General features: G+C 73.4%; 17 protein-coding genes and 1 riboswitch. Of the genes, 10 read left to right on the forward strand and 7 right to left on the reverse strand.

All coding sequences use genetic code 11. From position 1 onward, the window contains the following. Positions 1-68: 68 nt before the first annotated feature. Positions 69-1,004: an NlpC/P60 family protein gene (locus tag ACFZDC_RS10890; RefSeq protein ID WP_391322350.1), complete on the reverse strand. Its 936-nt coding sequence runs from the start codon at positions 1,002-1,004 to the stop codon at positions 69-71. Positions 1,005-1,011: 7 nt separating this feature from the next. Next, positions 1,012-1,183: riboswitch (cyclic di-AMP (ydaO/yuaA leader) on the reverse strand. Positions 1,184-1,445: 262 nt separating this feature from the next. Here ACFZDC_RS10890 and pcrA point away from each other — a divergent pair. Next, positions 1,446-3,923 (forward strand): DNA helicase PcrA, encoded by a 2,478-nt coding sequence (gene pcrA, locus ACFZDC_RS10895; protein ID WP_391322352.1) that lies wholly within the window; start codon positions 1,446-1,448, stop codon positions 3,921-3,923. 46 nt (positions 3,924-3,969) lie between these two features. Here pcrA and ACFZDC_RS10900 read toward each other — a convergent pair whose 3' ends face one another. Both ACFZDC_RS10900 and ACFZDC_RS10905 read right to left on the reverse strand, forming a co-directional pair. Then, complete coding sequence (locus tag ACFZDC_RS10900) at positions 3,970-5,514, reverse strand: peptidoglycan DD-metalloendopeptidase family protein (protein ID WP_391322354.1); 1,545 nt, start codon at positions 5,512-5,514, stop codon at positions 3,970-3,972. Between the two features lie 264 nt (positions 5,515-5,778). Next, positions 5,779-6,630, reverse strand: a complete 852-nt coding sequence (locus ACFZDC_RS10905) for an alpha/beta fold hydrolase (RefSeq protein WP_391322356.1) — start codon at positions 6,628-6,630, stop codon at positions 5,779-5,781. 224 nt (positions 6,631-6,854) lie between these two features. Here ACFZDC_RS10905 and ACFZDC_RS10910 point away from each other — a divergent pair, with 224 nt between their 5' ends. Next, on the forward strand, positions 6,855-7,271 hold the full coding sequence (locus ACFZDC_RS10910; RefSeq protein ID WP_391322358.1) for a cobalamin-dependent protein: 417 nt from the start codon (positions 6,855-6,857) through the stop codon (positions 7,269-7,271). 17 nt (positions 7,272-7,288) lie between these two features. Here ACFZDC_RS10910 and ACFZDC_RS10915 read toward each other — a convergent pair whose 3' ends face one another. After that, complete coding sequence (locus ACFZDC_RS10915; RefSeq protein ID WP_391322360.1) at positions 7,289-8,923, reverse strand: DUF5691 domain-containing protein; 1,635 nt, start codon at positions 8,921-8,923, stop codon at positions 7,289-7,291. A 61-nt stretch (positions 8,924-8,984) separates the two neighbouring features. Further along, complete coding sequence (locus ACFZDC_RS10920) at positions 8,985-10,355, reverse strand: SWIM zinc finger family protein (protein ID WP_391322362.1); 1,371 nt, start codon at positions 10,353-10,355, stop codon at positions 8,985-8,987. Positions 10,356-10,499: 144 nt separating this feature from the next. Here ACFZDC_RS10920 and ACFZDC_RS10925 point away from each other — a divergent pair, with 144 nt between their 5' ends. The 7 genes from ACFZDC_RS10925 (at position 10,500) to sucD (ending at position 20,737) form a co-directional block, all read left to right on the forward strand. Further along, positions 10,500-11,627: an AAA family ATPase gene (locus tag ACFZDC_RS10925; RefSeq protein ID WP_391322364.1), complete on the forward strand. Its 1,128-nt coding sequence runs from the start codon at positions 10,500-10,502 to the stop codon at positions 11,625-11,627. Then, complete coding sequence (locus ACFZDC_RS10930; protein ID WP_391322366.1) at positions 11,624-14,002, forward strand: DUF5682 family protein; 2,379 nt, start codon at positions 11,624-11,626, stop codon at positions 14,000-14,002. Before ACFZDC_RS10925 ends, ACFZDC_RS10930 begins: the two co-directional genes overlap by 4 nt. Then, complete coding sequence (locus ACFZDC_RS10935) at positions 13,999-15,195, forward strand: VWA domain-containing protein (protein ID WP_391322368.1); 1,197 nt, start codon at positions 13,999-14,001, stop codon at positions 15,193-15,195. Before ACFZDC_RS10930 ends, ACFZDC_RS10935 begins: the two co-directional genes overlap by 4 nt. A gap of 158 nt (positions 15,196-15,353) precedes the next feature. Beyond that, positions 15,354-16,133: a hypothetical protein gene (locus ACFZDC_RS10940; protein ID WP_391322370.1), complete on the forward strand. Its 780-nt coding sequence runs from the start codon at positions 15,354-15,356 to the stop codon at positions 16,131-16,133. 146 nt (positions 16,134-16,279) lie between these two features. Then, positions 16,280-18,202 (forward strand): hypothetical protein, encoded by a 1,923-nt coding sequence (locus ACFZDC_RS10945; protein WP_391322372.1) that lies wholly within the window; start codon positions 16,280-16,282, stop codon positions 18,200-18,202. 445 nt (positions 18,203-18,647) lie between these two features. Then, positions 18,648-19,826 (forward strand): ADP-forming succinate--CoA ligase subunit beta, encoded by a 1,179-nt coding sequence (gene sucC / locus ACFZDC_RS10950; protein ID WP_391322374.1) that lies wholly within the window; start codon positions 18,648-18,650, stop codon positions 19,824-19,826. A gap of 26 nt (positions 19,827-19,852) precedes the next feature. After that, the gene (sucD, locus tag ACFZDC_RS10955) at positions 19,853-20,737 is read left to right on the forward strand and encodes a succinate--CoA ligase subunit alpha (RefSeq protein ID WP_391322376.1); all 885 of its coding nucleotides are present in this window, start codon (positions 19,853-19,855) and stop codon (positions 20,735-20,737) included. A gap of 122 nt (positions 20,738-20,859) precedes the next feature. Here sucD and ACFZDC_RS10960 read toward each other — a convergent pair whose 3' ends face one another. Then, on the reverse strand, positions 20,860-21,933 hold the full coding sequence (locus ACFZDC_RS10960) for a helix-turn-helix domain-containing protein (protein WP_391322378.1): 1,074 nt from the start codon (positions 21,931-21,933) through the stop codon (positions 20,860-20,862). A 99-nt stretch (positions 21,934-22,032) separates the two neighbouring features. Here ACFZDC_RS10960 and ACFZDC_RS10965 point away from each other — a divergent pair, with 99 nt between their 5' ends. After that, positions 22,033-23,874 carry a DUF6350 family protein gene (locus ACFZDC_RS10965; protein ID WP_391322380.1) on the forward strand — a complete coding sequence of 614 codons (1,842 nt, stop codon included), beginning with the start codon at positions 22,033-22,035 and terminating at the stop codon, positions 23,872-23,874. Between the two features lie 11 nt (positions 23,875-23,885). Here ACFZDC_RS10965 and ACFZDC_RS10970 read toward each other — a convergent pair whose 3' ends face one another. Then, positions 23,886-24,656 carry a hypothetical protein gene (locus tag ACFZDC_RS10970; protein WP_391322382.1) on the reverse strand — a complete coding sequence of 257 codons (771 nt, stop codon included), beginning with the start codon at positions 24,654-24,656 and terminating at the stop codon, positions 23,886-23,888. Positions 24,657-24,903 lie beyond the last annotated feature (247 nt).

The raw sequence follows: 24,903 nt of genomic DNA on the forward strand, positions 1-24,903 counted from the left end.
CCCGATGCTAGGGAGCCGCGCGGGACCGGTGAGGAGAACACGCGCGCGGGGGGCCCGAAGAGACGACTTCAGGCGGGCCGGACCACGCTGTGGATGACCGATTCGCCCCCGTGGTGGACGGACTCCTCGCGGATGTACGCGCCGGGCCGCGGGGCGTGGATCATCATCCCGTTGCCCGTGCAGAGGCCCACGTGACTCAGGTCGTCGTGGAAGAAGACCAGGTCACCGGGGTGCGCGTCGGCGAGGGAGACCCTGGTGCCCGTGGAGGCCTGGTCGCGGGCGGTGCGCGGCAGGGTGACGCCGGCGGCCTTCCAGGCGGCCTGGGTGAGACCGGAGCAGTCGTAGGAGCCGGGCCCGCTGGCCCCGCTCACGTACGGCTTGCCGATCTGGGCGCGGGCGAAGGCGATCGCCTTCTCGGCCCTGGTGGCCTGCGCGGCGGAGGACCCGTACGACGGCGCAGCGGTCTCCTCCCGCCTCCCTTGCCCGGGCGCGGCCGGCCGCGCCTCCTCCTGGGCCGTCAGCCGGGACATCAGCTCGCGTGCCGAGGCGAGCTTCCGCTGGACGGCGGCCTTGGCGCTGTTCGGGTCGTACGCCGGCCCGTCGGGCGTCTCGATGACCTTGGAGGTCTCCTGCCGCTTCTTCACGGTCGAGGCCAGCCGGTCCATCACCCGGCTCTGGTGGAAGTAGTCCAGCGGGGGGTGCGCCTGCTCCTGCGGGTCGTCCGCGAACGGGACCTTCGCGAGGAGGGTGTCCAGCCGCCCCCGCTGCCGCCCGGCCCGCTCCGTTGCCTCGTCGGACCGCTCGGTCGGCGACTCCGCCCGGCGGTAGAACTCGTCGACCTTCTTCTCGATCTCCTCCAGGCTCGGCCTGCTGTCGTCGGCGGGGGCGGCCTCGGCCGTCTGGGACAGCACGGCCACGGAAGTGAACGCGGCGGTGGCGAGGGCGGGGGTGCGCAGACCCGGACCGAGGGTTCCGCCGGGGCGCGGCTTGCGGTGCGACGCCAAGGGAGGCGACTCCTTCCAATGTGCCGCCTACCGGGTTAGCTGTCGGGTTCGGGCGAGTGCTTCGGAAGGGTTGCCCTACGGCGTCGTCCCGGGCGGGAGTCGGCCGATTCACCCCAGGATCGGTGGGTCCCCGGCTCCGGCCGCCGTGAAGGGCGCACCGGACTCGGCGGAGGCCGCGCCGCCCGGCGACGTTCGCCGGGAAGGGTGCGTGCGGCCTGACGGCAACCTAGCCAACTCGTGTGACTCCTGTGAAGGTTGGTGTGCCATATGTCCGATACATTTCCGTGACCTGGGGCCTGTTTCATGCGCGCGTGACAAGGCGCTTCCGCTGGGTGAGGGCCTGGACGGCCGCTGCGGCGCGATGATCAACTCACGGGGAAACCGGCCACGTTCCCGGGGTGGCGACCGGTTGTCGGTGCGGCGCCCTAGACTCGGAGAGCGATGAGCAGCCTCTTTGACGACAGCTTCCTGGCGGACCTCCAGGCCCCTCGCGGGCACGAGGAGGAACCGCCGCCACCCGAGGACGGTCACGCTCCGGAGCTGGTTCCGGACGATCTGTTCGGCGGGAAGTTCGACGTGCCGCCGGACCGTGACGCCTACTACCGCGACGGCGCCCCCCGTCCGGCGATCGACGCGGCGGCACTCCTGGAGGGGCTGAACGAGAACCAGCGCGCCGCGGTCGTGCACGCCGGCTCCCCGCTGCTCATCGTCGCCGGCGCCGGCTCGGGAAAGACGCGCGTGCTCACCCACCGCATCGCCCACCTGCTCGCCGAGCGGAACGTGCACCCGGGCCAGATCCTCGCGATCACCTTCACCAACAAGGCCGCGGGCGAGATGAAGGAGCGCGTCGAGCAGCTCGTCGGTCCGCGCGCGAACGCGATGTGGGTCATGACCTTCCACAGCGCGTGCGTACGGATCCTGCGGCGCGAGTCGAAGAAGCTCGGCTTCACCTCGTCCTTCTCGATCTACGACGCCGCCGACAGCAAGCGTCTGATGGCCCTGGTCTGCCGCGACCTGGACCTCGACCCCAAGCGCTTCCCGCCCAAGTCCTTCAGCGCCAAGATCAGCAACCTCAAGAACGAGCTGATCGACGAGGAGGACTTCGCCGCCCAGGCCACCGACGGCTTCGAGAAGACCCTCGCCCAGGCCTACGCGCTCTACCAGTCGCGGCTGCGCGAGGCCAACGCGCTCGACTTCGACGACCTGATCATGACGACGGTCAACCTGCTGCGCGCCTTCCCGGACGTCGCCGAGCACTACCGCCGCCGCTTCCGGCACGTCCTGGTGGACGAGTACCAGGACACCAACCACGCCCAGTACGCGTTGGTGCGCGAGCTCGTCGGGACGTCCGAACACCCCGTCGACGTACCGCCCGGCGAGTACGACCTCCCGCCCGCCGAACTCTGCGTGGTCGGTGACGCGGACCAGTCGATCTACGCCTTCCGGGGCGCGACCATCCGCAACATCCTCCAGTTCGAGGAGGACTACCCGGACGCCACGACGATCCTGCTGGAGCAGAACTACCGCTCCACCCAGACGATCCTCTCCGCAGCCAACGCGGTCATCGAGCGCAACGAGTCCCGCCGCCCGAAGAACCTGTGGACCAACGCCGGCCAGGGCGCGCGGATCACCGGGTACGTGGCGGACACCGAGCACGACGAGGCCCAGTTCGTCGCCGAGGAGATAGACCGCCTGACGGACGCCGGCGAGGCGAAGGCCGGGGACGTCGCCGTCTTCTACCGCACCAACGCCCAGTCCCGTGTCTTCGAAGAGATCTTCATCCGCGTCGGCCTGCCCTACAAGGTCGTCGGCGGCGTCCGCTTCTACGAGCGCAAGGAGGTCCGGGACGTCCTGGCCTACCTGCGCGTCCTCGCCAACCCCGAGGACTCGGTGCCGCTGCGCCGCATCCTCAACGTCCCCAAGCGGGGCATCGGCGAGCGCGCCGAGGCGATGATCGACGCCCTCGCCCAGCGCGAGAAGATCAGCTTCCCGCAGGCCCTGAAGCGTGTGGACGAGGCGTACGGCATGGCCGCGCGCTCCACCAACGCGGTCAAGCGGTTCAACACGCTGATGGAGGACCTGCGCACCATCGTGGAGTCCGGGGCCGGACCGGCGACCGTGCTGGAGGCCATACTCGAACGCACCGGCTACCTGGCGGAGTTGCAGGCCTCCACCGACCCGCAGGACGAGACCCGCATCGAGAACCTCCAGGAACTCGCGGCCGTGGCCCTGGAGTTCGAGCAGGAGCGCGGCGAGGGCGAGGCCGGTACGCTGGCCGACTTCCTGGAGCAGGTGGCCCTGGTCGCCGACTCCGACCAGATCCCGGACGAGGAGGACGGCGACGGAGTCATCACCCTGATGACGCTCCACACCGCCAAGGGCCTGGAGTTCCCGGTCGTCTTCCTGACCGGCATGGAGGACGGCGTCTTCCCGCACATGCGCGCCCTCGGCCAGGCCAAGGAGCTGGAGGAGGAGCGGCGCCTGGCGTACGTCGGCATCACGCGCGCGCGGGAGCGGCTTTACCTCACGCGCTCGGCGATGCGCAGCGCCTGGGGGCAGCCGTCGTACAACCCGCCCTCCCGGTTCCTGGAGGAGATCCCGGCCGCCCATGTGGAGTGGAAGCGGACGGGGGCTGCCGCACCGATGTCCTCCGGACCGGCTTCCGGGATCGCGGCCTCGCTCTCCTCGTCCCGCTCGCGCTCGTCGGCGGCGGGCGCGTCCGGGTTCGCCACGCGGCGAGCCTCCGAGAAGCCGGTGGTGTCGCTGGCCGTCGGCGACCGGGTCACCCACGACCAGTTCGGGCTCGGCACGGTCGTCGCGGTGTCGGGCGTGGAGGACAAGGCCCAGGCGACGATCGACTTCGGGGACGGGAAGCCGAAGCGGCTGCTGCTGCGGTACGCGCCGGTCGAGAAGCTGTAGACGCGGTGAGCCCCGCCGTAGCGGCGGGGCTCGCATCAGCAGATGCTCAAGTCGGATCCAAGCCGTGGCTGCGCAGCCACGGCAGGGGGTCTATGGCCGACCCGCCCGCCGGCCGTACCTCGAAGTGCAGGTGCGGGCCGGTGGAGTTGCCCGAGTTTCCGGAGTAGGCGATCGGCTGGCCGGCCTTGACGGACGTCCCGGAGGGGACGCGGTAGCTGGAGAGATGGCAGTACCAGGTCTGCGTGCCGTCCTTCGCCGTCACGATCATCATGTTGCCGTAGGCGCTGTTCCACTTCGTGGAGACGACACCGTCGGTGGCGGACATCACGGTGGTGCCGTACGAGACCGGGAAGTCGATGCCCGTGTGCACGGACATCCAGTTCACACCCGCCTGGCCGAAGTAGGCGCTGAGCCCCTTCTGCGTGACCGGCAGCACAAACTTGGGACGCAGCCGCTCCTTGAGCGCGGCCTCCGCGGCCGCCTTCTTCTGCTGCAGTTCCTGCTGCGCCTTGAGGTCGATCCGGTCCTGCGTACGGCTGGCCCGGTCGGCGAAGTCGTCGGCGCCGGCGGAGAGCGTCCGGAGCTGGGCGTCCAGCTTGCCGTTGGCCACGGACGGCTTCACCGCCTGCGCGTCCGGGGCGGAGGCGGTGGTGTCCTTGCCGCCGTCGCCGGTCAGGCTGCCGACGGAGGCGGCGGCGATCCCGGCCACGCCCATCACACAGGCCGAGGGCACGGCGATGGTCAGCAGCGCGGAGCGCTTGGGGGGCGTACGGCGCCGGGAGCGCGCCGCACTGCGGGAGCCCGCGCGGGGTGCCGGGGCCCGGGTTGCCTCTTCCTGGTCGTCGAGCAGGTGCGCTACGGCGGGCAACTCGCCCGTGGCTCCCAACTCGCCGTCCCCGGCGGGCGCTTCAGCGTGCTCGCCGAGTTCACCGGCTTCAGCGGGTTCACCGTAAGAGGCGTCCTCATACGGCACCTGCTCGAAGGCGGCGGTCGCCTGCGCGTCGCCGACCTGCTCGAACATGGCCGTGGTCTGCTGGTCGAACGGTTCGGCAAGCTGTTCGTGCCCTACGGCCGCGCCGTCGGAGTTCCACTGCGTGGCGTCGTACGCGCCCGTGTCGAAGGCCTGGGTGCCCCAGTCCCACTGCTGGGTGGGGTCGGCGGCGGGCTGGTCGTGCTGCGTCCAGGCGCTCGCGTCCCACTGGCCGCTGACGTCGTTCCCGGTGGCCTGCGCGGGGACCGTCCAGGCGGTGCTGTCGTACCCGCCCGAGTCGTAGGCGGCGTGATGCTGGGCCGCGTACGGGTCGTAGTTCAGGGTGCCCGTACCGGTCTGCCACTGCGTGGTGTCGTACGCACCGGTGTGCTGCTCGCCGCCCGGGAGGCTGCCGAAGAGCGGGTCGGTGTCGAAGGCTCCGGTGTCGAACGCGCCGGTGCCGGTGGTGCCGACCGTGAAACCGGTGGCGTCGTAGCCGCCGTACGTGGTGAGGTCGTCGTAAGGGGCTTCCTGTGCCCCGTACGGCCCGTAGTGCGCGGCGGAGGCGTCGGAAGCCGGGGCCGGGGTGGTCATGCTCCCCGACGGGTGACGGTCGTTCACCAACTTCTCTTTCGCCTCGACAACAGGGGCTGCCAGAGCAGTGCGGCGACTGTACCCGGCGGTGCGCGGGCGCGACAATCTTCGGCTGGTTTCGCGTTGGCCGGAAACGGGCAATCGCCCGTGTTTCGGGGGCGGTGGACGCGAGTTTGGCCTTGTGTTCGAAGAGTGTTCGACGTCGGGTGACCGTGAGTCACCTGTGGAACGGCTGTGTCGCACGCGTGCGGACCCTCGGTCTCCTGCCCGGCTGCTCCGTCCGAGCCGCCGTCAGGCCACTGTCACGCCGCCCGTGAAGGTGTCCGCGGGCTGCGCGGCGTCGAGGGCCTCGCGTATTCCGGCCGCGACTGCGGGGTGCACCGGCAGTGCGAGATGCCCGATCCCCGTCACCTTCACGTTCAGCGCGTCCAGGTCGGGGTGGTCGATGCAGGCCGTCTCCAGGGGATCCATCACGGAGTCGAGGTCGCTCCAGAAGCTGACGAACCGGGTGAGGCAGCCAGGCGCGGGCCGGGCCAGTTCCTCGATCACCTCAGAGCCGGGCCGCATCTGCCGCACGATCGGATGCGCGCTGGCCAGCGGCACGGCCCGGGTGCCGGAGTGCGGGGTGCCCAGGGTGACGAGCATGCGCACCCTCAGGTCACCACTCAGGCACTGCACGTAATAACGCGCGATCAGTCCGCCGAGGCTGTGCCCCACGATGTCGATGCGGTCACTGCCCGTGCGCTCGCAGATCTCCTCCACGTGCCGACCCAGCAGTTCGGCGGCGGTGCGTATGTCACATGTCAACGGAGAGTAATTGAGTGACTCGACGCGCTGCCTGCCGTTCCGCACCAGGCTGCGGCGCAGCAGGACGAAAACCGAACGGTTGTCGATGAAGCCGTGCAGCAGCACCACCGGCGGGCCGGGCCGCTCGGGCAGCCGGGTGGCACCCCCCTGGGCGGGGAGCGCGGGGGTGCGGCGCTCCTGGATGAGGCCGGTCGGATACAGCAGCACATGGCCGGCCAGGATCGCGGCCTCCAGCGCGGTCGCCTTGAGGAGGGTCATGGAGAGGTCGACCAGTCTGCCGGGCCACAGGCGCCGGTAGAGAGGGAGGAAGAGCGGCAGTACCCCGGTGACCTTCATGGCCGACCTCCTGTCGGCACACAGGGGGGCGGCTCCGTCCCCCGTGTGCCCTCATGTCCCACCATGTGATTTCCCCCTCGGTCCGCACCGTAAAACCGCGGGTTGCGGGATGCTGGAGATAACGTTCGTTCACTTGCCGACGGGTGGCGGAACGTGCCAGATATGCGGTACTTGTCGGTACGAGCGGAAGCGGTCGCTTCCGTGGTCGCTTGATGGAGGCAGTGATGGGTGTGGCAGCCGGTCCGATCCGCGTGGTGGTGGCCAAGCCGGGGCTCGACGGCCACGATCGCGGGGCCAAGGTCATCGCGCGGGCGCTGCGCGACGCCGGTATGGAGGTCATCTACACCGGCCTTCACCAGACCCCGGAACAGATCGTCGACACCGCCATCCAGGAGGACGCCGACGCGATCGGCCTGTCCATCCTCTCCGGCGCCCACAACACCCTCTTCGCCGCCGTCATCGAACTCCTCAAGGAGCGGGACGCCGCGGACATCCTGGTCTTCGGTGGCGGCATCATCCCGGAGGAGGACATCCCGCCGCTGAAGGAGAAGGGCGTCGCGGAGATCTTCACGCCGGGGGCGACCACCGCGGCAATCGTGCAGTGGGTGCGGGAGAACGTACGGCAGCCGGCTGAGGCGTAGGGCGACGGTGACCGGCGTCAACGCCGTTCGTCCGGCCGCAGCTCCGCGGCCATCGCCGCCCTGAGCCGCAACGTGGCCATGAGCCGCTGAAACGCCTCCGCCCAGTACCCCCCGGCCCCCGGCGACGCGTCCTCCCGTTCGTCGGGTACCGCCAGCAGGCCGTCCAGGCGTGCGGCCTCCGCCGGGTCCAGACAGCGCTCGGCCAGTCCCATCACCCCGCTGAAGCTCCATGGATAGCTGCCGGCGTCCCGGGCAATGTCGAGGGCGTCCACCACGGACCGGCCGAGCGGGGCGGCCCAGGGAACCGCGCACACCCCCAGCAGCTGGAACGCCTCCGACAGGCCGTGCGTCGCGATGAATCCGGCCACCCACTCGGCCCGTTCTGCCGCCTCCAGCGCGGCCAGCAGCTTCGCCCGCTCCGCCAGGGACACCGCTCCGGGCCCGCCGGCCTCCGGTGCCGACGGTGCTCCGAGCAGCGCCCGCGACCACGCGGCGTCGCGCTGCCGCACCGCCGCCCGGCACCAGGCCGCGTGCAGCTCGCCCTGCCAGCCGTCCGCCACGGGCAGCGCCACGATCTGCTCCGGGGTGCGTCCGCCGAGCCGTCCCGACCAGGTGCCGAGCGGTGCCGCCTCCACCAGCTGACCGAGCCACCACGACCGTTCTCCTCTGCCCGCGGGAGGTCTGGCCGTCACACCGTCCCGCTCCATCCCCGGGTCGCACTCGGGCGGCGCCTCCACGACGACCATGGGCGAGTTCCCCGTGCGGTCGACGGCCACACATGCCGCGGCCCGCACCGCCATCCGCGCGGCGAGTGCCGAGCCGGGCAGCGTGGACAGCAGCTCTGCGGCCGTCGCCCTGACGTTGCGGCTGCGATCGCGCAGGGCCTGCTCCAGGAACGGCTCGTCCAAGGGGCACAGGCCCGTGCGCAGCGAGTCGAGGAACATCAGCCGGTCCTCCGCCCGCTCCGTCGCCCAGGTCGCCGTCAGCAGCTCCCGGGCGAGCGCGGGCGTACGGGCTCGCAGCGCGGCCAGCAGGGCGACCCGCTCGGCGAACAGCCCCTCCTCCCAGAGCCGCCGCACCGCCTCGCCGTCCTCGGGGTCGGGCAGCGTCGCTCCGCCGCCCGGCGCCGAGCGCAGCGCGAACCGCCAGTCCGGGTTCAGCCGGGCCAGCCACAGCGCCCGTGTCCCCGCGAACGTGAGCGCCGCCGGCCGCAGGTCCGTCCGGCCCCGGGCGGCGTCCAGCAGCGCGGGCAGCGCCTGCGGGGGCGCCGCGTACCCGTGCGCGTTGGCCGCCGCGAGCCACTGCGGGAGCAGCTCCACGAGGTCGGGCGAGCTGCCCCGCCGGCCACCGCCTCCCCCTCCGGGGCGGTCGGCCAGCAGCATCGCGAGCCTGCGCGCCGCGGCCGCGGGCAGCGCCGGACGCGGATCCTTGGGAGCCGGTTCCGGCCGTCGCGCGGCCCGCCCGGGCCGCAGCCCCGCCCGCCGCCGCACGGTGGCCACTGCGGCGGCGTCCAGCAGCGCCGCCGGGGCCTCCCTGCCGGGCACGGCTGCCGCCCGGGGGCGCCGGTCGGTGCCGAGGAGGGCCGTGGTGACGAGGTCGTCCCAGGAGCTCGCGGGAGCCGGGGCGTCCCGCTGGGCCGAGGTGCCGTTCATGACGTTTCCTCCCTCATGGCGTTCCCATCGCTTCGTGTCCCGCGTGGCCGGTCCGCCGCGGTCAGCACAGCGTCACCGGCTCGCCCGGGCCCTGCGGCCAAGCCGTCAGCGGGGTGAAGCCGCGGTGGCCGCACTCGCCGAAGACCGTGACGGGGGCGCCGCCGGACAGGGCCACCAGACGCCACAGGCCCGGGCGGGAGCGGGCGGACGGGGTGAGCGGGAGCGCCGAGTCCGTATCGGCGTCGGCCAGCTGCCAGGAGCCCGGTTCCGCGTCCGGTGCCGGTATGACGCGGTCCAGGGTGACCGGGACCGAGTCGAGCCAGGGGTCCGCACACAGCGCCTCGCCGTAGCGGGCCGCGGCCTCGGCCGTGGTCACACCGGGCGGGCGGAGTGCGGACGGCGCGGGCGGGGCGTACCGCTCGCCCAGCGCCGCCCGCACCTGTCCGGCGCCGGGGAACACCGACAGGTCGGCCTCCAGCGCCAGGCCGACCGGCAGCGACAGCTCCGGTGCCCGGCCGGCCGCGCCGTAGGAGAGGAGCAGCCGGGTGTGGCCCGACTCGGCGCCGTGCAGCCATGTACGGCGCGTCGTCAGTTTCGGGTCGACCGTGTCGTACTGGGCGAGGACCAGCCAGCGGTCACGCACCGGCGGGCCGTCCGCCGAAGCGGGCAGGCCGAGCCGCGAGCGGACCGTGGCCGCGAGAGCCTTTGGCAGCCGGTCGCGGCGCAGCCAGCCCTGGTCGAGCAGGTGCAGCAGGGCGCACTCCTCCAGCAGGCGGGCCGGCCAGCCCGGGCCGGAGGCGGGTATCACTCCCAACTCCCGTACGCGGGCGGCTAGTCCGGGCGCCTGGGCGTCGACCATGCGGGCCGCCGTCTCGTCCCACAGTCCGTACCCCGCCTGCTCGGCCGACGCGAGGCCGCCGCGCAACAGGTCCGCCAGGCGCTGCTCCAGCTCCGTCGCCCCCGCCGTGACCCGTTCGGCCCGGCGCTCCGCCCGGCGCCGCACCGCCTCCGGATCAGCGGACCCGGCCGCGGAACTCCCGCCGCCCTCCGCCCGTTTGCCCTCCGCACGCCCACGCCTGCCCGAGAGCCACTGCTCGGCCCACTCCGGCGGCGCGGCCACCGGCACAGTCGCGCCGGCCGCGCCCTCGGGCTCCGCCCACAGCAGCAGCAGTCCGAGCGCGTGCTTGCACGGGAACTTCCGGCTCGGGCAACTGCACTTGTACGCCGGCCCGGCCGCGTTCGCGAGGTCCACCACCGTCTGGTACGGCCTGCTGCCACTGCCCTTGCACAGCCCCCACACCGTCCCCTCTCCGCTGCCCGCCTCGGACCACGGCCCGGCCGCGCCCAGCTTGCTTCCCGCCTTGCGTGACGCGGCGTCAGGCGCCAGCGCCAGCACCTGCTCCGCGGTCCAGCGCACCCCCTGCTCAGTCATGTCACCGACGGTAGGTCCCGCCACTGACAATCGGCCTTGCGGCCGCGTTTGCGCAGGTCAGGGCGATTGTCAGTGGCGTGGTGCACGGTGGATGCCAGATGACCACCGGCCGAGCTGGAGGGGGCCTCAGCCATGACTGTGTCCATGAAGTCAGTGGAACCGACGTCCGTCGAAGCGAGCGGGAGCCAGTCTCCGCAGGTGTTGCGACCGCATGCCGAGCACGCCTTCGCCGCCGAACTGGCCGCGCTGTCCGCACAGGACGACCGCCCGCGCCCGGTCCGCTGGAAACTGTCGCCGTGGGCGGTGGCGACCTACCTGCTCGGCGGCACCCTGCCGGACGGCACCGTGATCACACCGAAGTACGTGGGCCCGCGCCGCCTCGTCGAGGTCGCCGTCACCACCCTCGCCACCGACCGCGCCCTGCTCCTGCTCGGTGTGCCCGGCACGGCCAAGACGTGGGTGTCGGAGCACCTGGCGGCCGCCGTCAGCGGTGACTCGACCCTGCTGGTGCAGGGCACCGCGGGCACCCCGGAGGAGGCGATCCGGTACGGCTGGAACTACGCGCAGCTGCTCGCGCACGGCCCCAGCCGCGACGCCCTCGTGCCCAGCCCCGTGATGCGGGCCATGGCCGAGGGCATGACGGCCCGTGTGGAGGAGCTGACCCGCATCCCGGCCGATGTGCAGGACACGCTGATCACGATCCTGTCCGAGAAGACACTGCCGATCCCGGAACTGGGCCAGGAGGTCCAGGCGGTCCGCGGGTTCAACCTCATCGCCACCGCCAACGACCGCGACCGCGGCGTCAACGACCTCTCCAGCGCGCTGCGCCGCCGCTTCAACACCGTGGTGCTGCCACTGCCGGAGAGCGCCGACGCCGAGGTCGACATCGTCACCCGGCGCGTCGAGCAGATCGGCCGGTCGCTGGACCTGCCGGCCGTGCCCGACGGAATAGAGGAGATCCACCGGGTGGTGACCGTCTTCCGCGAGCTGCGCGACGGCATGACCGCCGACGGCCGTACGAAGCTGAAGTCGCCGAGCGGCACGCTGTCCACCGCCGAGGCGATCTCCGTCCTCACCAACGGCCTTGCGCTGGCCGCCCACTTCGGCGACGGCGTGCTGCGCCCGGCGGACGTCGCCGCCGGCATCCTGGGGGCGGTCGTCCGTGACCCGGCGGCCGACCGCGTGATCTGGCAGGAGTACCTGGAGACGGTCGTCCGCGAGCGCGACGGCTGGAAGGACTTCTACCGCGCCTGCAGGGAGGTGAGCGTGTGAGCGACGACTCCGCATGGAGCAGGGCACACGCCGGCGGACCGCTGCTGCTCGGCGTACGGCACCACGGGCCCGGCTCCGCTCGCGCGGTGCGGTCCGCCCTGGACGCCGCCCGGCCCGGCGTCGTGCTGATCGAAGGTCCGCCCGAGGCCGATGCGCTGATCCCGCTGGCCGCCGACCCGGAGATGCGGCCTCCGGTCGCCCTGCTCGCCCACGCGGTGGACGAGCCCGGCCGCTCGGCGTTCTGGCCCCTGGCCGAGTTCAGCCCCGAGTGGGTGGCGATCCGCTGGGCCCTCGAACAGGACGTCCCGGCCCGTTTCATCGACCTGCCCGCCACCCACACGCTGGCGTGGGACACCGCGGCGGAAGCACCGTCCGACGCGGGCACCGAGGACGGGCCGGGCCCTGAGCGCGACCTGAGCGTCGACCCCCTCGCCGTGCTCGCCGAGACCGCCGGGTACGACGACCCCGAGCGGTGGTGGGAGGACGTCGTCGAGCACCGTGGCCCCGGGCAGCGGGATCCCCACGCGCCGTTCACCGCGCTGGAGGAGGCCATGACGGCGCTGCGGGAGCGGTACGGCGTCGGCGGCAGGCCCCGCGACCTGGTGCGGGAGGCCCACATGCGGCTCCAGGTGCGAGCCGCGCGCAAGGAGTTCGGGGACGCGGTGGCCGTGGTGTGCGGGGCGTGGCACGTGCCCGCGCTGCGGGAGAAGACCGCCGTCACCGCCGACCGGGCACTGCTGAAGGGCCTGCCCAAGGTCAAGGCCGATCTGACCTGGGTGCCGTGGACCCACCGCAGGCTGGCCCGGTCGAGCGGGTACGGCGCCGGCATCAACTCACCGGGCTGGTACGGGCACCTGTTCCGGGCACCGGACCGGCCGGTCGAGAGATGGCTGACCAGGGTGGCGGGGCTGCTGCGCGAGGAGGACCGGATCGTCTCCTCCGCGCATGTCATCGAGGCGGTACGGCTCGCCGAGACCCTCGCGGCCGTGCGCGGCCGTCCGCTGCCCGGCCTGAGCGAGACCACCGACGCCGTGCGCGCGGTGATGTGCGACGGCTCGGACGTCCCGCTGGCGCTGGTGCACGACCGGCTGGTGGTCGGGGACGTACTGGGCGAGGTGCCGCAGGCGGCGCCGGCGGTGCCGCTGCAGCGCGATCTGGGCCGCGAGCAGCGCCGACTGCGGCTCAAACCGGAGGCGCTGGAGCGCGAGCTGGAACTGGACCTTCGGGGGGAGACCGACGCCGGCCGCAGCAGACTGCTGCACCGGCTGCGGCTGCTCGGCGTCGGCTGGGGCGAGCCGGCCCAGTCGCGGGGGAGCACGGGCACGTTCCGGGAGACCTGGCGGCTGCGCTGGGAACCGGAGCTGTCGGTGCGGGTCGCCGAGGCGGGAGTGTGGGGGACGACCGTGCTCGCCGCGGCCACGGCCCGGGCCGAGGCGGACGCGGCGGCGGCCCGGGCCCTGGCCGACGTCACCGCGCTCGCCGAGCACTGCCTGCTCGCCGGGCTGCCGGACGCGCTGCCCCTGGTGATGCGAGTGCTCGCCGACCGGGCGGCCCTCGACACGGACGTCGGCCACCTCGCCCAGGCGCTGCCCGCGCTGGTCCGCTCCCTGCGCTACGGCGATGTGCGTGGCACCGACACCGGGGCCCTGGCGGGCGTCGCGGCAGGCCTCGCCGAGCGGGTCTTCGTCGGCCTCCCGCCCGCCTGCACGGCCCTGGACGCGGACGCGGCGGAGGAGATGCGCGGCCATGTCGAGGCCGTGCACGGCGCCGTGGGGCTCCTGGCGGAGAGCCTGACCGGCACCTCGGACACCGGCCACAACGACCTGCGCGTCCGCTGGCGCTCCGTGCTGCGGGCGCTGGCCCTGCGGGACACCGTGCCCGGGGTCGTGCGGGGGCGGGCCGTACGACTGCTGCTGGACGACGGGGAGCTGGGACCCGAGGAGGCGGCCCGGCTGATGGGTCTGGCGCTCTCGCCCGGGACACCGCCCGCCGACGCGGCCGCCTGGATCGAGGGCTTCGTCGGCGGCGGGGGCGGCATGCTGCTGGTCCACGACGACCGGCTGCTCGGTCTGGTCGACACCTGGCTGACGGGGGTGCCCGCGGAGGCGTTCACGGACGTACTGCCGTTGCTGCGCCGCACGTTCGCGGCGTACGAGCCCGGAGTGCGCAGAACCCTCGGTGAGCTGGTGCGGCGGGGGCCGGGAGGGTACAGCGGTCCGACATCCCAAGCGGCCGGCATATCCGGCTTCGCCGCGGAACCGGACGCGGAGCGGGCGGACGCCGTACTGCCGGTCCTGCGGCTGCTGCTCGGCCCGGACGCCGAGCAGGAGCAGGAGCAGACCGACGTCGACAGCCTTGCGGGGGTGGGAGCATGACGAACGAAGCGGCGATGCCGGGCGCCAAGGCCGGTACCGGCACCGGCGACCTGGCGCGGGAACGGCTGCGCCGATGGCGGCTGGTGCTCGGCGGGGACCAGGCCGACGGCACCGGATGCGCCCTGTCGGGCCGCGACGCGGCGATGGACGGAACACTCACCGCGCTGTACGGCAAGGCGGACAAACCGCGGGCGGGGCGGGACCGTTCGGCGGGCCTCGGCGCCTCGGCGCCGTCCGTGGCGCGCTGGCTCGGGGACATCCGCACCTACTTCCCCTCCTCCGTGGTCCAGGTCATGCAGCGCGACGCCATCGACCGGCTCGGACTGGCCTCGCTGCTGCTCGAGCCGGAGATGCTGGAGGCGGTGGAGGCCGACGTACACCTGGTCGGCACGCTGCTCTCGCTGAACAAGGCGATGCCGGAAACGACGAAGGAGACGGCACGGGCAGTCGTGCGCAAGGTGGTCGAGGACCTGGAGAAGCGGCTGGCCACCCGCACCCGGGCCACCCTCACCGGTGCCCTGGACCGCAGCGCGCGCATCAGCCGTCCGCGCCATCACGACATCGACTGGAACCGCACCATCGCGGCCAACCTCAAGCACTACCTGCCCGAGTACCGCACGGTCGTGCCGGAGCGGCTCATCGGGTACGGGCGGGCCGCGCAGTCCGTGAAGAAGGAAGTCGTCCTCTGCATCGACCAGTCGGGGTCGATGGCGGCATCCGTGGTCTACGCGTCCGTGTTCGGGGCGGTGCTCGCCTCCATGCGGTCGATCAGCACCCGGCTGGTGGTCTTCGACACAACGGTCGTGGACCTCACCGACCGGCTGGACGACCCGGTCGACGTCCTCTTCGGCACCCAGCTCGGCGGTGGCACGGACATCAACCGGGCACTCGCCTACTGCCAGTCGCAGATCACCCGGCCCGCCGAGACGGTGGTCGTGCTCATCAGCGACCTGTACGAGGGCGGCATCCGCAACGAGATGCTCAAGCGGGTCGCGGCGATGAAGGCCTCGGGGGTGCAGTTCGTGGCCCTGCTCGCCCTGTCGGACGAGGGGGCGCCCGCCTACGACCGTGAACACGCGGCGGCGCTCGGGGCGCTCGGCGCACCGGCGTTCGCCTGCACGCCCGACCTGTTCCCCGAGGTGATGGCGGCGGCGATCGAGAAGCGGCCCCTGCCGATACCGGACACGGCGTGACGGCAGGTGGGAAAAGGGACATGACTACCCATCGGTAACAGGGGGCTTGCGCTACCTCGGGCCGACCGTGCGAGGATCGACGCCGCCTCCCCGTGCCGACTTGAGGAAGCCTTCGCCTCTTGACCTTGCCAGCCGCTCCGTTGGGTACCGCTGTGCGCGTGCTGCGTACGGCGGCGGGGCGGCGTGCGCTGCAACTGGCATTTCTGGTCGGCGGGTTGTTCATGCTCGGGTTCCTCTGCGGGGAGCAGGCCCACGCGGCCGAGGGAGCCCCGGTGAGTCCGGTGCGCCCAGTGGTCCCGGCGCACCCGGTCGTCCCGGTGACTTCGGTGCTCCCGGCGGCCGGACCGCAGGACGCGGTACGAGCGGTCACCGAACGGGTCGCCACCCCCGTGCGGGACGTCGTGCACACGGCCTCCCAGGTCCTCGAGGAGACGCGGGCCAAGGCGCCGACGCCGCCCGCCGGTCCCGCCGTGCCCCTGCCGAAGCTCCCCGAGGGCTGCGAGCCGCCCGTGCATCCGCTGCCGGCACCGGTCACCCCGGAACCCCGGCCGCACCGGCACGACAGCACGGCACCGGCGGCGGTCCAGAGCCACCAGGCCCGCACCGGGACCCGCGCCGCCGTACCCGCACAGCCGACGGCCACCGGGTACGGACCGCACCTCACGCGCGCCGTCCACGTCCTCCAGGCGCCGGCGCACGCCGCCGCACACCCCGCCACCGCCCCCGTCGGGGCCCCCTCGCCGCCCCAGCCCACCGGAGACCCGGACGGCGTGCTCGGCAAGCAGGCCGTCGACGGCACCGCATCCCGTCACGGTGACGCGCATGCCGTCACCCCCGACGGCCGGGCACCCCTGCGGCTCCTGCCCGGCACCGCCGCGCGCGTCGACGCGCCCCGGACCCGGGAACGGCACCGGGACATCCCGGTCTTCCCCGGCTAGGTCACAGGGCCGACCTCCCCGCCACGGACCTGTCGCGCGGGGGCGGAACAGGTCTGCCCGCTCCGCCGGACCCGCCGGCCCCCGGCGCTCTCCGGACGGAACCCCCAGCCGTTACCGAAGCCGTTACCGAAGGACTTGACGCACGCATGAACAAGAACATCCGCCGCTCGATCGTGATAGCCGCCGGTGTCACCGGAGCCTGGGCACTCGGCTCGACCGTGGCCAGCGCCGACGAGCCGGCCGCTCCGGCGCTCTCCGTACCGGACACCGACAGCACCACCGGCACCCTGACCGGCACCGTCGACGGCGTCCTCACCGACGTCCACGGCACCGTCTCCGACGTGACGGGCACGGCCACCGCGACCGTCTCCGGCACGGCGGCCAAGGCGCAGCAGCAGACCCGGACCGTCTCCGGCACGGCCGAGCAGGCGCGCCACTACGTCGACGCGAAGGCCCCGGCCGCCGCGAGGATCAGGGGCGGCCAGGCCATCAAGGGCGCCCAGGCCGCCCGCGCCACCCAGGCGCACACCGAGGCACCTGCGCGGCACGCGCAGGCGACAGGCGCCGAGGTCACCGGCGGAACCACCGCCGAGGCGACCCGCAAGGCCGCCCACCTGTCGGCTCCGGCCCCGCAGGACGAGATCGACTACCTCTTCGGCCCCCTCTCCTCCTTCGCCCCCGAGGTGGAGGAGGCCCTGGCCGCCGCCCAGACCAAGCTCCAGGCCACCCGGTCGGCCGCACGCGGGCGCGCCGCGGGCGTCGACGGTGCCGTGCGGACGACGGCACAGCGGACCGCGGCCGGGGCGCAGGGCCGGACCGCCGGTGCGGCCGCCCTCGCGGGCGGTGAGGCGGCGCGGGCGACCGGCGCCGCCGAAGCCACCGTCGCCGCCGTGCCCGCGCACGTCACCGGGACGGCCGCCTACGCCGAGCAGCGGGTCGTCGGCACGGTGCGGGCCGTGCCGGGCACCGTCACCCCCGTCGTGGACGAGACGACCGCCGCGGCCGTCCCGCCGGTGGCCTCCGCGGCCGTGGCCGGGGTGCTGCCGGTCGCCGACGAGGCGGTGGCGGGCGTTACGCCGACCGCGAGCCACGCGGTCGCGGGCGTCCACGGCACCGCCTCCTGGGCCGTGACGGGCGTCCAGGGGACCGCCACGGACACGGTGACGGGCGTACTGCCGACTGCCGGATACGCGGTCGCGGGTACGCAGGGCACCGCCTCCGGCGCGCAGGCGGGCGCGCAGGCAACCGCCACGGCCGCGGTAGCGGGCGTGCACCGGACCGCCACGGCCGCCGTGACCGACGTGTACGGGCTCACCACGGGCGTGGTGGGCGGCGTGCACGGTGTCGGCGCGGGCACCGTCACCGATGTGAACGCTGTCGCCGGCGGCGCCCTCGCCGAGGCGCACGGTGTCGTCGACGGCGCCGTTGCCGACGCGCTGCCGGTCGCCGGCGGGCTTCTCGCGGACGTGCCGCCCTACGCCACCGGGCTGGCCGGCCAGGTCGCCCACGACACCAGCGAGGCCGTGCTGCCGCCCGTCGCCCAGGCCGCCGTGTACGGCGTCGCGCCGGTCGCAGGGCAGGCCGTGGCGGACGCGGGGACGCTCGCGTACGGCGTGGCCGGTGACGTGCGGCCCTTCGCGGGCGGTGTCGTGGGCGCCGTATCGCCGCTCGCCCACGGGGTGGCCGGGCGGGCCGGTGTCTTCGCCGAAGGCGTGACCGGACAGGTGCCGCCGTTCGCGGCCGGGGTCACCGGGACCGTGCGGCCGGTCGTGAACACGGTCACCGGGACCGTGTCGCCGGTCGTGGACGGTGTCGGCGGCAGCGCGACCGGGCTGGCGTACGGCGTGGCGGGGGAGGCGGCTCCCTTCGCGGGCGGCGTCGTCGGCGAGAGCGGGCCCCTCACCGGGCAGGCCGCGCCCTTCGGACAGGACCTCACCGGAACCGTCCAGGCCGCCGGCGCTCCGCTGGCCGGGCACGCCGTGGGCGGGGCCGGGGGAGTCGCCCGGTCCGTTGCCCCGGGCTACGTCCAGGGCCTGGCGTACCCGCACGGCGTGCAGGACGTTCAGTAGGACCTCGGCCACCGCGGCTGAGCGTCCCGACCGGCTCCGCGGGGCCGCCGGAACCCGGACGGCCGAACGCCGTCGGACCGTCCGGCCGGACCCCCGCGGGAAGGGGCGGCTGGTCCCCATTGGGGTGGGGATCAACCGCTCGGGGCCTCTTCGGGGCCCGTCCAGAGGCCTCACCGGGTCAACCCCAGCCCGGTGAGGCCTCGCACGTCCACACGATGTCGGCACGGGGTGCCAGAGAACCCGGCATCATGTGACAGGTATCACCGCTCAGGTGTGACCCTCGATTTAGGGTGCCTCCGCAAGCGGCGATAACCTGCGAGACGGACATGCCGCGCGCTCGGACACCGTGTGCGCTTCCCTTGTGACACAGCGGACGTCACGTTGCCCTTCGCGGCACGCCCACGCATCCAACGAACCGCGAGATCACTGATAGGGACGGAAGCGCGTGGACCTGTTCGAGTACCAGGCGAGGGACCTCTTCGCCAAGCACGATGTACCGGTGCTGGCCGGTGAAGTCATCGACACGCCTGAGGCGGCGCGCGAGATCACCGAGCGGCTGGGCGGCAAGTCCGTCGTCAAGGCGCAGGTGAAGGTCGGTGGTCGCGGTAAGGCCGGTGGCGTCAAGCTGGCCGCCTCCGCGGACGAGGCCGTCGCCCGCGCGACGGACATCCTCGGCATGGACATCAAGGGCCACACGGTCCACAAGGTCATGATCGCCGAGACCGCTCCGGAGATCGTCGAGGAGTACTACGTCTCCTTCCTCCTCGACCGTGCCAACCGCACCTTCCTCTCCATCGCCTCCGTCGAGGGCGGCATGGAGATCGAGGAGGTGGCGGCCACCCGCCCGGAGGCCGTCGCCAAGACGCCGATCGACCCGATCGACGGTGTGGACGAGGCCAAGGCCCGCGAGATCGTCGCCGCCGCCAAGTTCCCGGCCGAGGTCGCGGACAAGGTGGCGAACGTCCTCGTCAAGCTGTGGGACACCTTCATCAAGTCGGACGCCCTCCTGGTCGAGGTCAACCCGCTCGCGAAGGTCGCCTCCGGCGAGGTCATCGCCCTCGACGGCAAGGTGTCGCTGGACGAGAACGCCGAGTTCCGCCACCCCGAGTACGAGGAGCTCCACGACAAGGACGCCGCCAACCCGCTCGAGGCGGCCGCCAAGGCGAAGAACCTCAACTACGTCAAGCTCGAGGGCGAGGTCGGCATCATCGGCAACGGCGCCGGTCTCGTCATGAGCACCCTGGACGTTGTCGCGTACGCCGGTGAGAAGCACGGTGGCGTCAAGCCCGCCAACTTCCTGGACATCGGCGGTGGCGCCTCCGCCCAGGTGATGGCGAACGGCCTGGAGATCATCCTCGGCGACCCGGACGTCAAGTCCGTCTTCGTCAACGTCTTCGGCGGCATCACCGCCTGCGACGAGGTCGCCAACGGCATCGTGCAGGCCCTGAAGCTCCTTGAGGACCGTGGCGAGAAGGTCGAGAAGCCGCTCGTCGTCCGCCTCGACGGCAACAACGCCGAGCTGGGCCGGAAGATCCTCACCGACGCCAACCACCCGCTGGTGCAGCGCGTCGACACCATGGACGGCGCGGCCGACAAGGCCGCCGAGCTGGCCGCCGCCAAGTAAGCACGAGGACGAGGACTCAACACACCATGGCTATCTGGCTCAACAAGGACAGCAAGGTCATCGTCCAGGGCATGACCGGTGCCACCGGCATGAAGCACACCAAGCTCATGCTCGGTGACGGCACCCACGTCGTGGGCGGCGTGAACCCGCGCAAGGCGGGGCAGACCGTGGACTTCGACGGCACCGAGGTACCCGTCTTCGGCACCGTCAAGGAGGCCATCGACAAGACCGGCGCCAACGTCTCCGTCATCTTCGTGCCGGAGAAGTTCACCAAGGACGCGGTCGTCGAGGCCATCGACGCCGAGATCCCGCTGGCCGTCGTGATCACCGAGGGCATCGCCGTGCACGACACGGCGTCCTTCTGGGCGTACGCCGGCAAGAAGGGCAACAAGACCCGCATCATCGGCCCGAACTGCCCCGGCATCATCACCCCGGGCCAGTCGAACGTCGGCATCATCCCGGGCGACATCACCAAGCCGGGCCGCATCGGCCTGGTCTCGAAGTCCGGCACGCTGACGTACCAGATGATGTACGAGCTGCGGGACCTCGGCTTCTCGACCGCCGTCGGCATCGGTGGCGACCCGATCATCGGCACCACGCACATCGACGCCCTCGCCGCGTTCCAGGACGACCCCGACACCGACCTGATCGTGATGATCGGTGAGATCGGTGGCGACGCCGAGGAGCGTGCGGCCGCGTTCATCAAGGAGAACGTGACCAAGCCGGTCGTCGGCTACGTCGCGGGCTTCACCGCGCCCGAGGGCAAGACGATGGGCCACGCCGGTGCCATCGTCTCCGGTTCGTCCGGCACCGCCCAGGCGAAGAAGGAGGCCCTCGAGGCCGCGGGCGTCAAGGTCGGCAAGACCCCGACCGAGACGGCGAAGCTGGCGCGGGAGATCCTCTCGGCCTGAGTGCCTGAGCCTCACGGCTGACCGTCGGTGGGCCCGTTCCCTTGGCTGGGACGGGCCCACCGGCGTTTGCGCAGGCGCCGCGCCGCAGAGGCGCCCGGCGCCAGTGGCGGTGCCCAGTCCGTTCATCTGGCCACGGGCATCAACCGCTCCGGTCCGTTGGCCTCCTGCCGGTGCAGTCTCGCCCGCAGTGCCAGTTCCTGCCGCGACAGCGGGCCCATGGCCGCCGGCGGTGGAACGCCGTGTACCGCCTGGGCCGGGGCGATGGGCGGCTCGTAGTGGGTCGGCGCCGAGCGCAGGGTCAGCGTCGTCGCGCCGATGATCGTGACCGTGAAGGCGATGGCCGCACGGGTCCAGAAGACGTTCCGGCGTTCGCCACACGCCCGTACCGCGGTCGGCTTGGCCGCGAGCAGCCGCTCCGAGGAGGCCAGTTCGGCCAGGCGCCGGTGCAGTACGGCGGGGTCGGCCAGTGCGGGGACGTGAGCGGCCACGACCTGACGGGCGTGGGTCAGTCGCCCGGCGGCCGCCGGGGTGCTCGCCTCCGTCTCCGCCGCCGTCTCCGGCAGGTCGAGGCCGACGCCGTCGTACAGGACGAGCGTGCGCCGGTAGGACGGCGGGAGCTGCAGCAGGGCGTTCAGCAGCGCGCGGTCGGCGGGGTCGACGGGAGGCGGTTCGGGGGAGCGGTAGCGCGGGCGGAACCGGTGCCACGGGGAGAGGGCGCACTCGTACGCGATCGCCCGCACCCATCCGGCCGGGTCCCGGTCCCGGGCCACCTCCGGCCAGCGCTGCCAGGCGAGTTGGAAGGCCCGCTCCACGGACTCCCGGGCCAGTTCCCGGCGCCCGGTGAGCAGGTACGCCTGCCGTACGAGAGCGGGGGCGCAGAACGCGTACAGCGCGTCGAAGGCCTGAGCGGCCGTCAGCGCCGACGGCAGGGCCCCGGCCCCGGGCGGGTGCTTGCCCGGACTCGCCTGCCCGGCGACCCCCTGAGCGGCCGTCGGCTCGGCGAGGGCGGCCAGCAGGCGGGCGTACGCCTCGCCCTCCTGGCCGCCCGGAGCACTGCGCCCCCTCTCCCACGCGCGGACCGTCGCACGACGGACACCGACCTGCGCGGCGACCTGAGCCTGGGTCAGCGACCCGGATTCGCGCAGGCGTCGGCGCTCCTTCGGCGATGGCAGCTTGCTGGCAGGGCTCTCCGTCACAGGACACCACCCCTTCGTACGAAAAAGTACATAAGAATATATTGAGCGACACATCGGTGGTTCTCCTGTTACGACGGGAAAGCGCGTGTCGTTGGGAGCATGGCGGGCGTGACCCTGATGACCGCTCGCCGACCGTCGCTGTCCCTCCTGCTCCACCGGATGCGTGACCGATCGCCCGGGCTGGGCGCGAGCCTCCTGGGCGGTGCGGTCGCCGCCGGGCTGGGCCTCGGCTCGCTCGCCGTTCTGGTGCTCGCGCTGTGGATCAGCTCGCCGTACCCCGACAGCGGGCCGGCCGGCGCGCTGCACGTCGCCGCCGCGCTGTGGCTGCTCGCCCACGGGGTCCAGCTGGTCCGCACGGACTCGCTCTCCGGCGCGCCGATGCCCGTGGGCGTGACCCCGCTGCTGCTCCTCGCGCTGCCGGTGTGGCTGCTCCACCGGGCCGCGCGGGACGCGACGGACGTGTCCGCCGAACCCGACGGCCCGCCACCGGTCCCGGCGCACACGGCGTGGACGGGGGTGGTCCTCGGCTACCTGGGCGTCGGCGGCGCGGCCGCGCTGTACTGCTCCGGCAGCGAACTGCGCCCCGCATGGGGGTGGGTGACGACGTGTCTGCCGCTCGTGGCGGCGGGCGCGGCGGCGGCCGGGGTGTGGTCGGCGTACGGCCGCCCGCGTGAGCCGGTGCTCAACCTGCTGCTGGTGCTGCCGGGCCCGGTGCGGCGGCTGCTGTTCGGGTCCGACGCGCGGGCACGGCTGGGCGCGGCCGTACGGGCCGCCGGGGCCGGCACGGCGGTCCTCTTCGGGGGCGGGACGCTGCTGCTCGGGGTGTCGCTGGTGCTGCACGGACCGGCGGCGCGGGCGTCCTTCCTGCAGCTGACGGAGGGCTGGACCGGCCGGTTCGCCGTCCTGCTCCTCGTGGTCGCGCTGATCCCCAACGCGGCGATGTGGTCGGCGTCCTATGCCCTCGGCCCCGGCTTCACCCTCGGCACCGGGCACCTGGTGCACCCCCTCGCCTCCGACCCGGCCCCGCTGCTGCCCCCCTTCCCGCTGCTCGCCGCGGTACCGGACGCGGGCCCCGGAACGCGGCTCCACTGGGCGGCGGGGCTGGTGCCGGTGGCGGCCGGGGTGACGGTCGCCTGGTTCGTGGCGCGGGCGGCCGTTCGGCGCGGGGAGCAGGCGCAGCAAGAGGGGGCCGCCGAGTCGCCGGTGCCCTGGTCGGCGGGGCGGACGGCCGGGGTGCTGGTGGTCTCGGCGCTGGCCTGCGCGGCGCTCCTCGCCCTCCTCGCCGAGCTGTCCGGCGGCCCACTGGGCGTGGCCGCGCTGGCCCGTTTCGGCCCGGTGTGGTGGCAGAGCGGGGGAGCGGCCGGGGCCTGGATCACGGTGGTGGGCATGCCGGTGACGCTGACGGTACGGGCATGGCTGCTGCTGTGGGGCCGGCGGACGCGGGGCAGGGTCCCGGAGCAGGGGACGGAGCCGGGCAGGACGACGGCGAAGCCGGGAGCCGAGGAGACCGCGAGGGACGCCCTGAAGTCCGCCGCGAAGGAGACGGCGAAGGACACGTCCGGGAAGGCGGCGAAAGGCTCGAGCCGCCCGGCCCCGGCGCTCACCGAGCCCGCCGAGGACGAGCTCTACGACTTCCTGCCCGCGCAGGACCCGTTCCCCTCGGCCTGGCAGCACGACGACCTCTCCCGAGCCTCCCGCTGGACGGCCCTGCGAGCGGCTTCGGCGCCCCCGGAACCGGCCGGCCGGCCCCTCGACCCGTCCGCCGGTCCTTCCGCACACGCCGACCGGCCCGCTCCGCAGGACCCGCCGTCCCCGCAGGACGCACACCGCCCGCCCACCGAGCCGTCCCCGGCGGCCGACCAGCCGTCTCGGAAGGAGCCCTCACCCCCCACGGACACGGCCGAGGTGCCCGCCGAGCCCGACTCGGAAGGCACCCCGTAGGCCGTCACCCGTCAGCTGTTCCCGACCCCCAGCACCCCCCGCAGCTCCTTCGGCAGGAGCTGGTCGCAGGACTGCTTGGCCTCGTGGGTCAGGGCGTCGCTGACGCACGTGTAGTAGTCGCGGTAGACCACTTGCACCGCGAAGGTCGTGCCCACCAGGGCCAGCGCCAGGGAGGCCGTGACCAGGCCGCTGATCGCCGCCGTGGTCTGCGGGCGGGCGCCCGGGGTGGAGGGCGGGGTCTCCGGCTCGGGGGTGCGGGGCTTGGCGCGCAGGGCACTGATGCCCCAGTACAGGGCCAGGGAGCCCAGCAGGAGGGCCACGTAGGGCCAGCTGAACAGGGCGAAGAAGACGGCCCACATGCCGGACAGCAGGGCGTAGCGCGCGCGGCGCTGGGCCGGGTCCGTCGGGTCCCAGCGCAGGTTGGGGCCGGTCGGGCCGCCCGGGCCCTCGGGGTCGCCGCCGGGCCGCTCGCCGAAGCCGCCGGGGGAGCGGCCGGGCTGGCGGTCGCTCCACTGGCTGCCCCGGGGAGAGCCGCCTGAGGAACCGGAGCCCGAGGACCCCTCGGGGTGACGGGGCTGCCACGGCCGGTCCGGGGTGCCCTCGGGCGGCGGCGCGAACGGATTGTCGTCCTGCTGCTCACCGCCGCGTCCGTCGCCGTCCCGACCGCCCTGGGGTGCCTGAGGCGGCGAGGCCGGCCGCTCCCGCAGCAGCACGGCGCCACGCTCGCCTCCCTCGGCCGGACGCGGCGGGAACGTGAGGAGTCGCAGGCTGCGGTCGGGCATCAAAAGAGCGTCTTCCCCTTGGTGAATACGGCTGTGCGACGTGGGCTTCCACCCCTTGAACGGACCGCACGACGACCGCGTTCCCGAGGCAGCTCCTACTCGAGCCCTCCCGAACGCTACCTTCCGGCCACGCCCCCGTCCCGGGGGGGCCTTCGGGAGTGCCGGTATCGTTGCTGACGGTCGGCCGTTTCGTAGACTTCCCCGTATCCCGGGGCGCGAAGCATTCGTACGACTGTACAAACCGTCG

Source organism: Streptomyces sp. NPDC007905, from assembly GCF_042959345.1.
GTDB lineage: Bacteria > Actinomycetota > Actinomycetes > Streptomycetales > Streptomycetaceae > Streptomyces.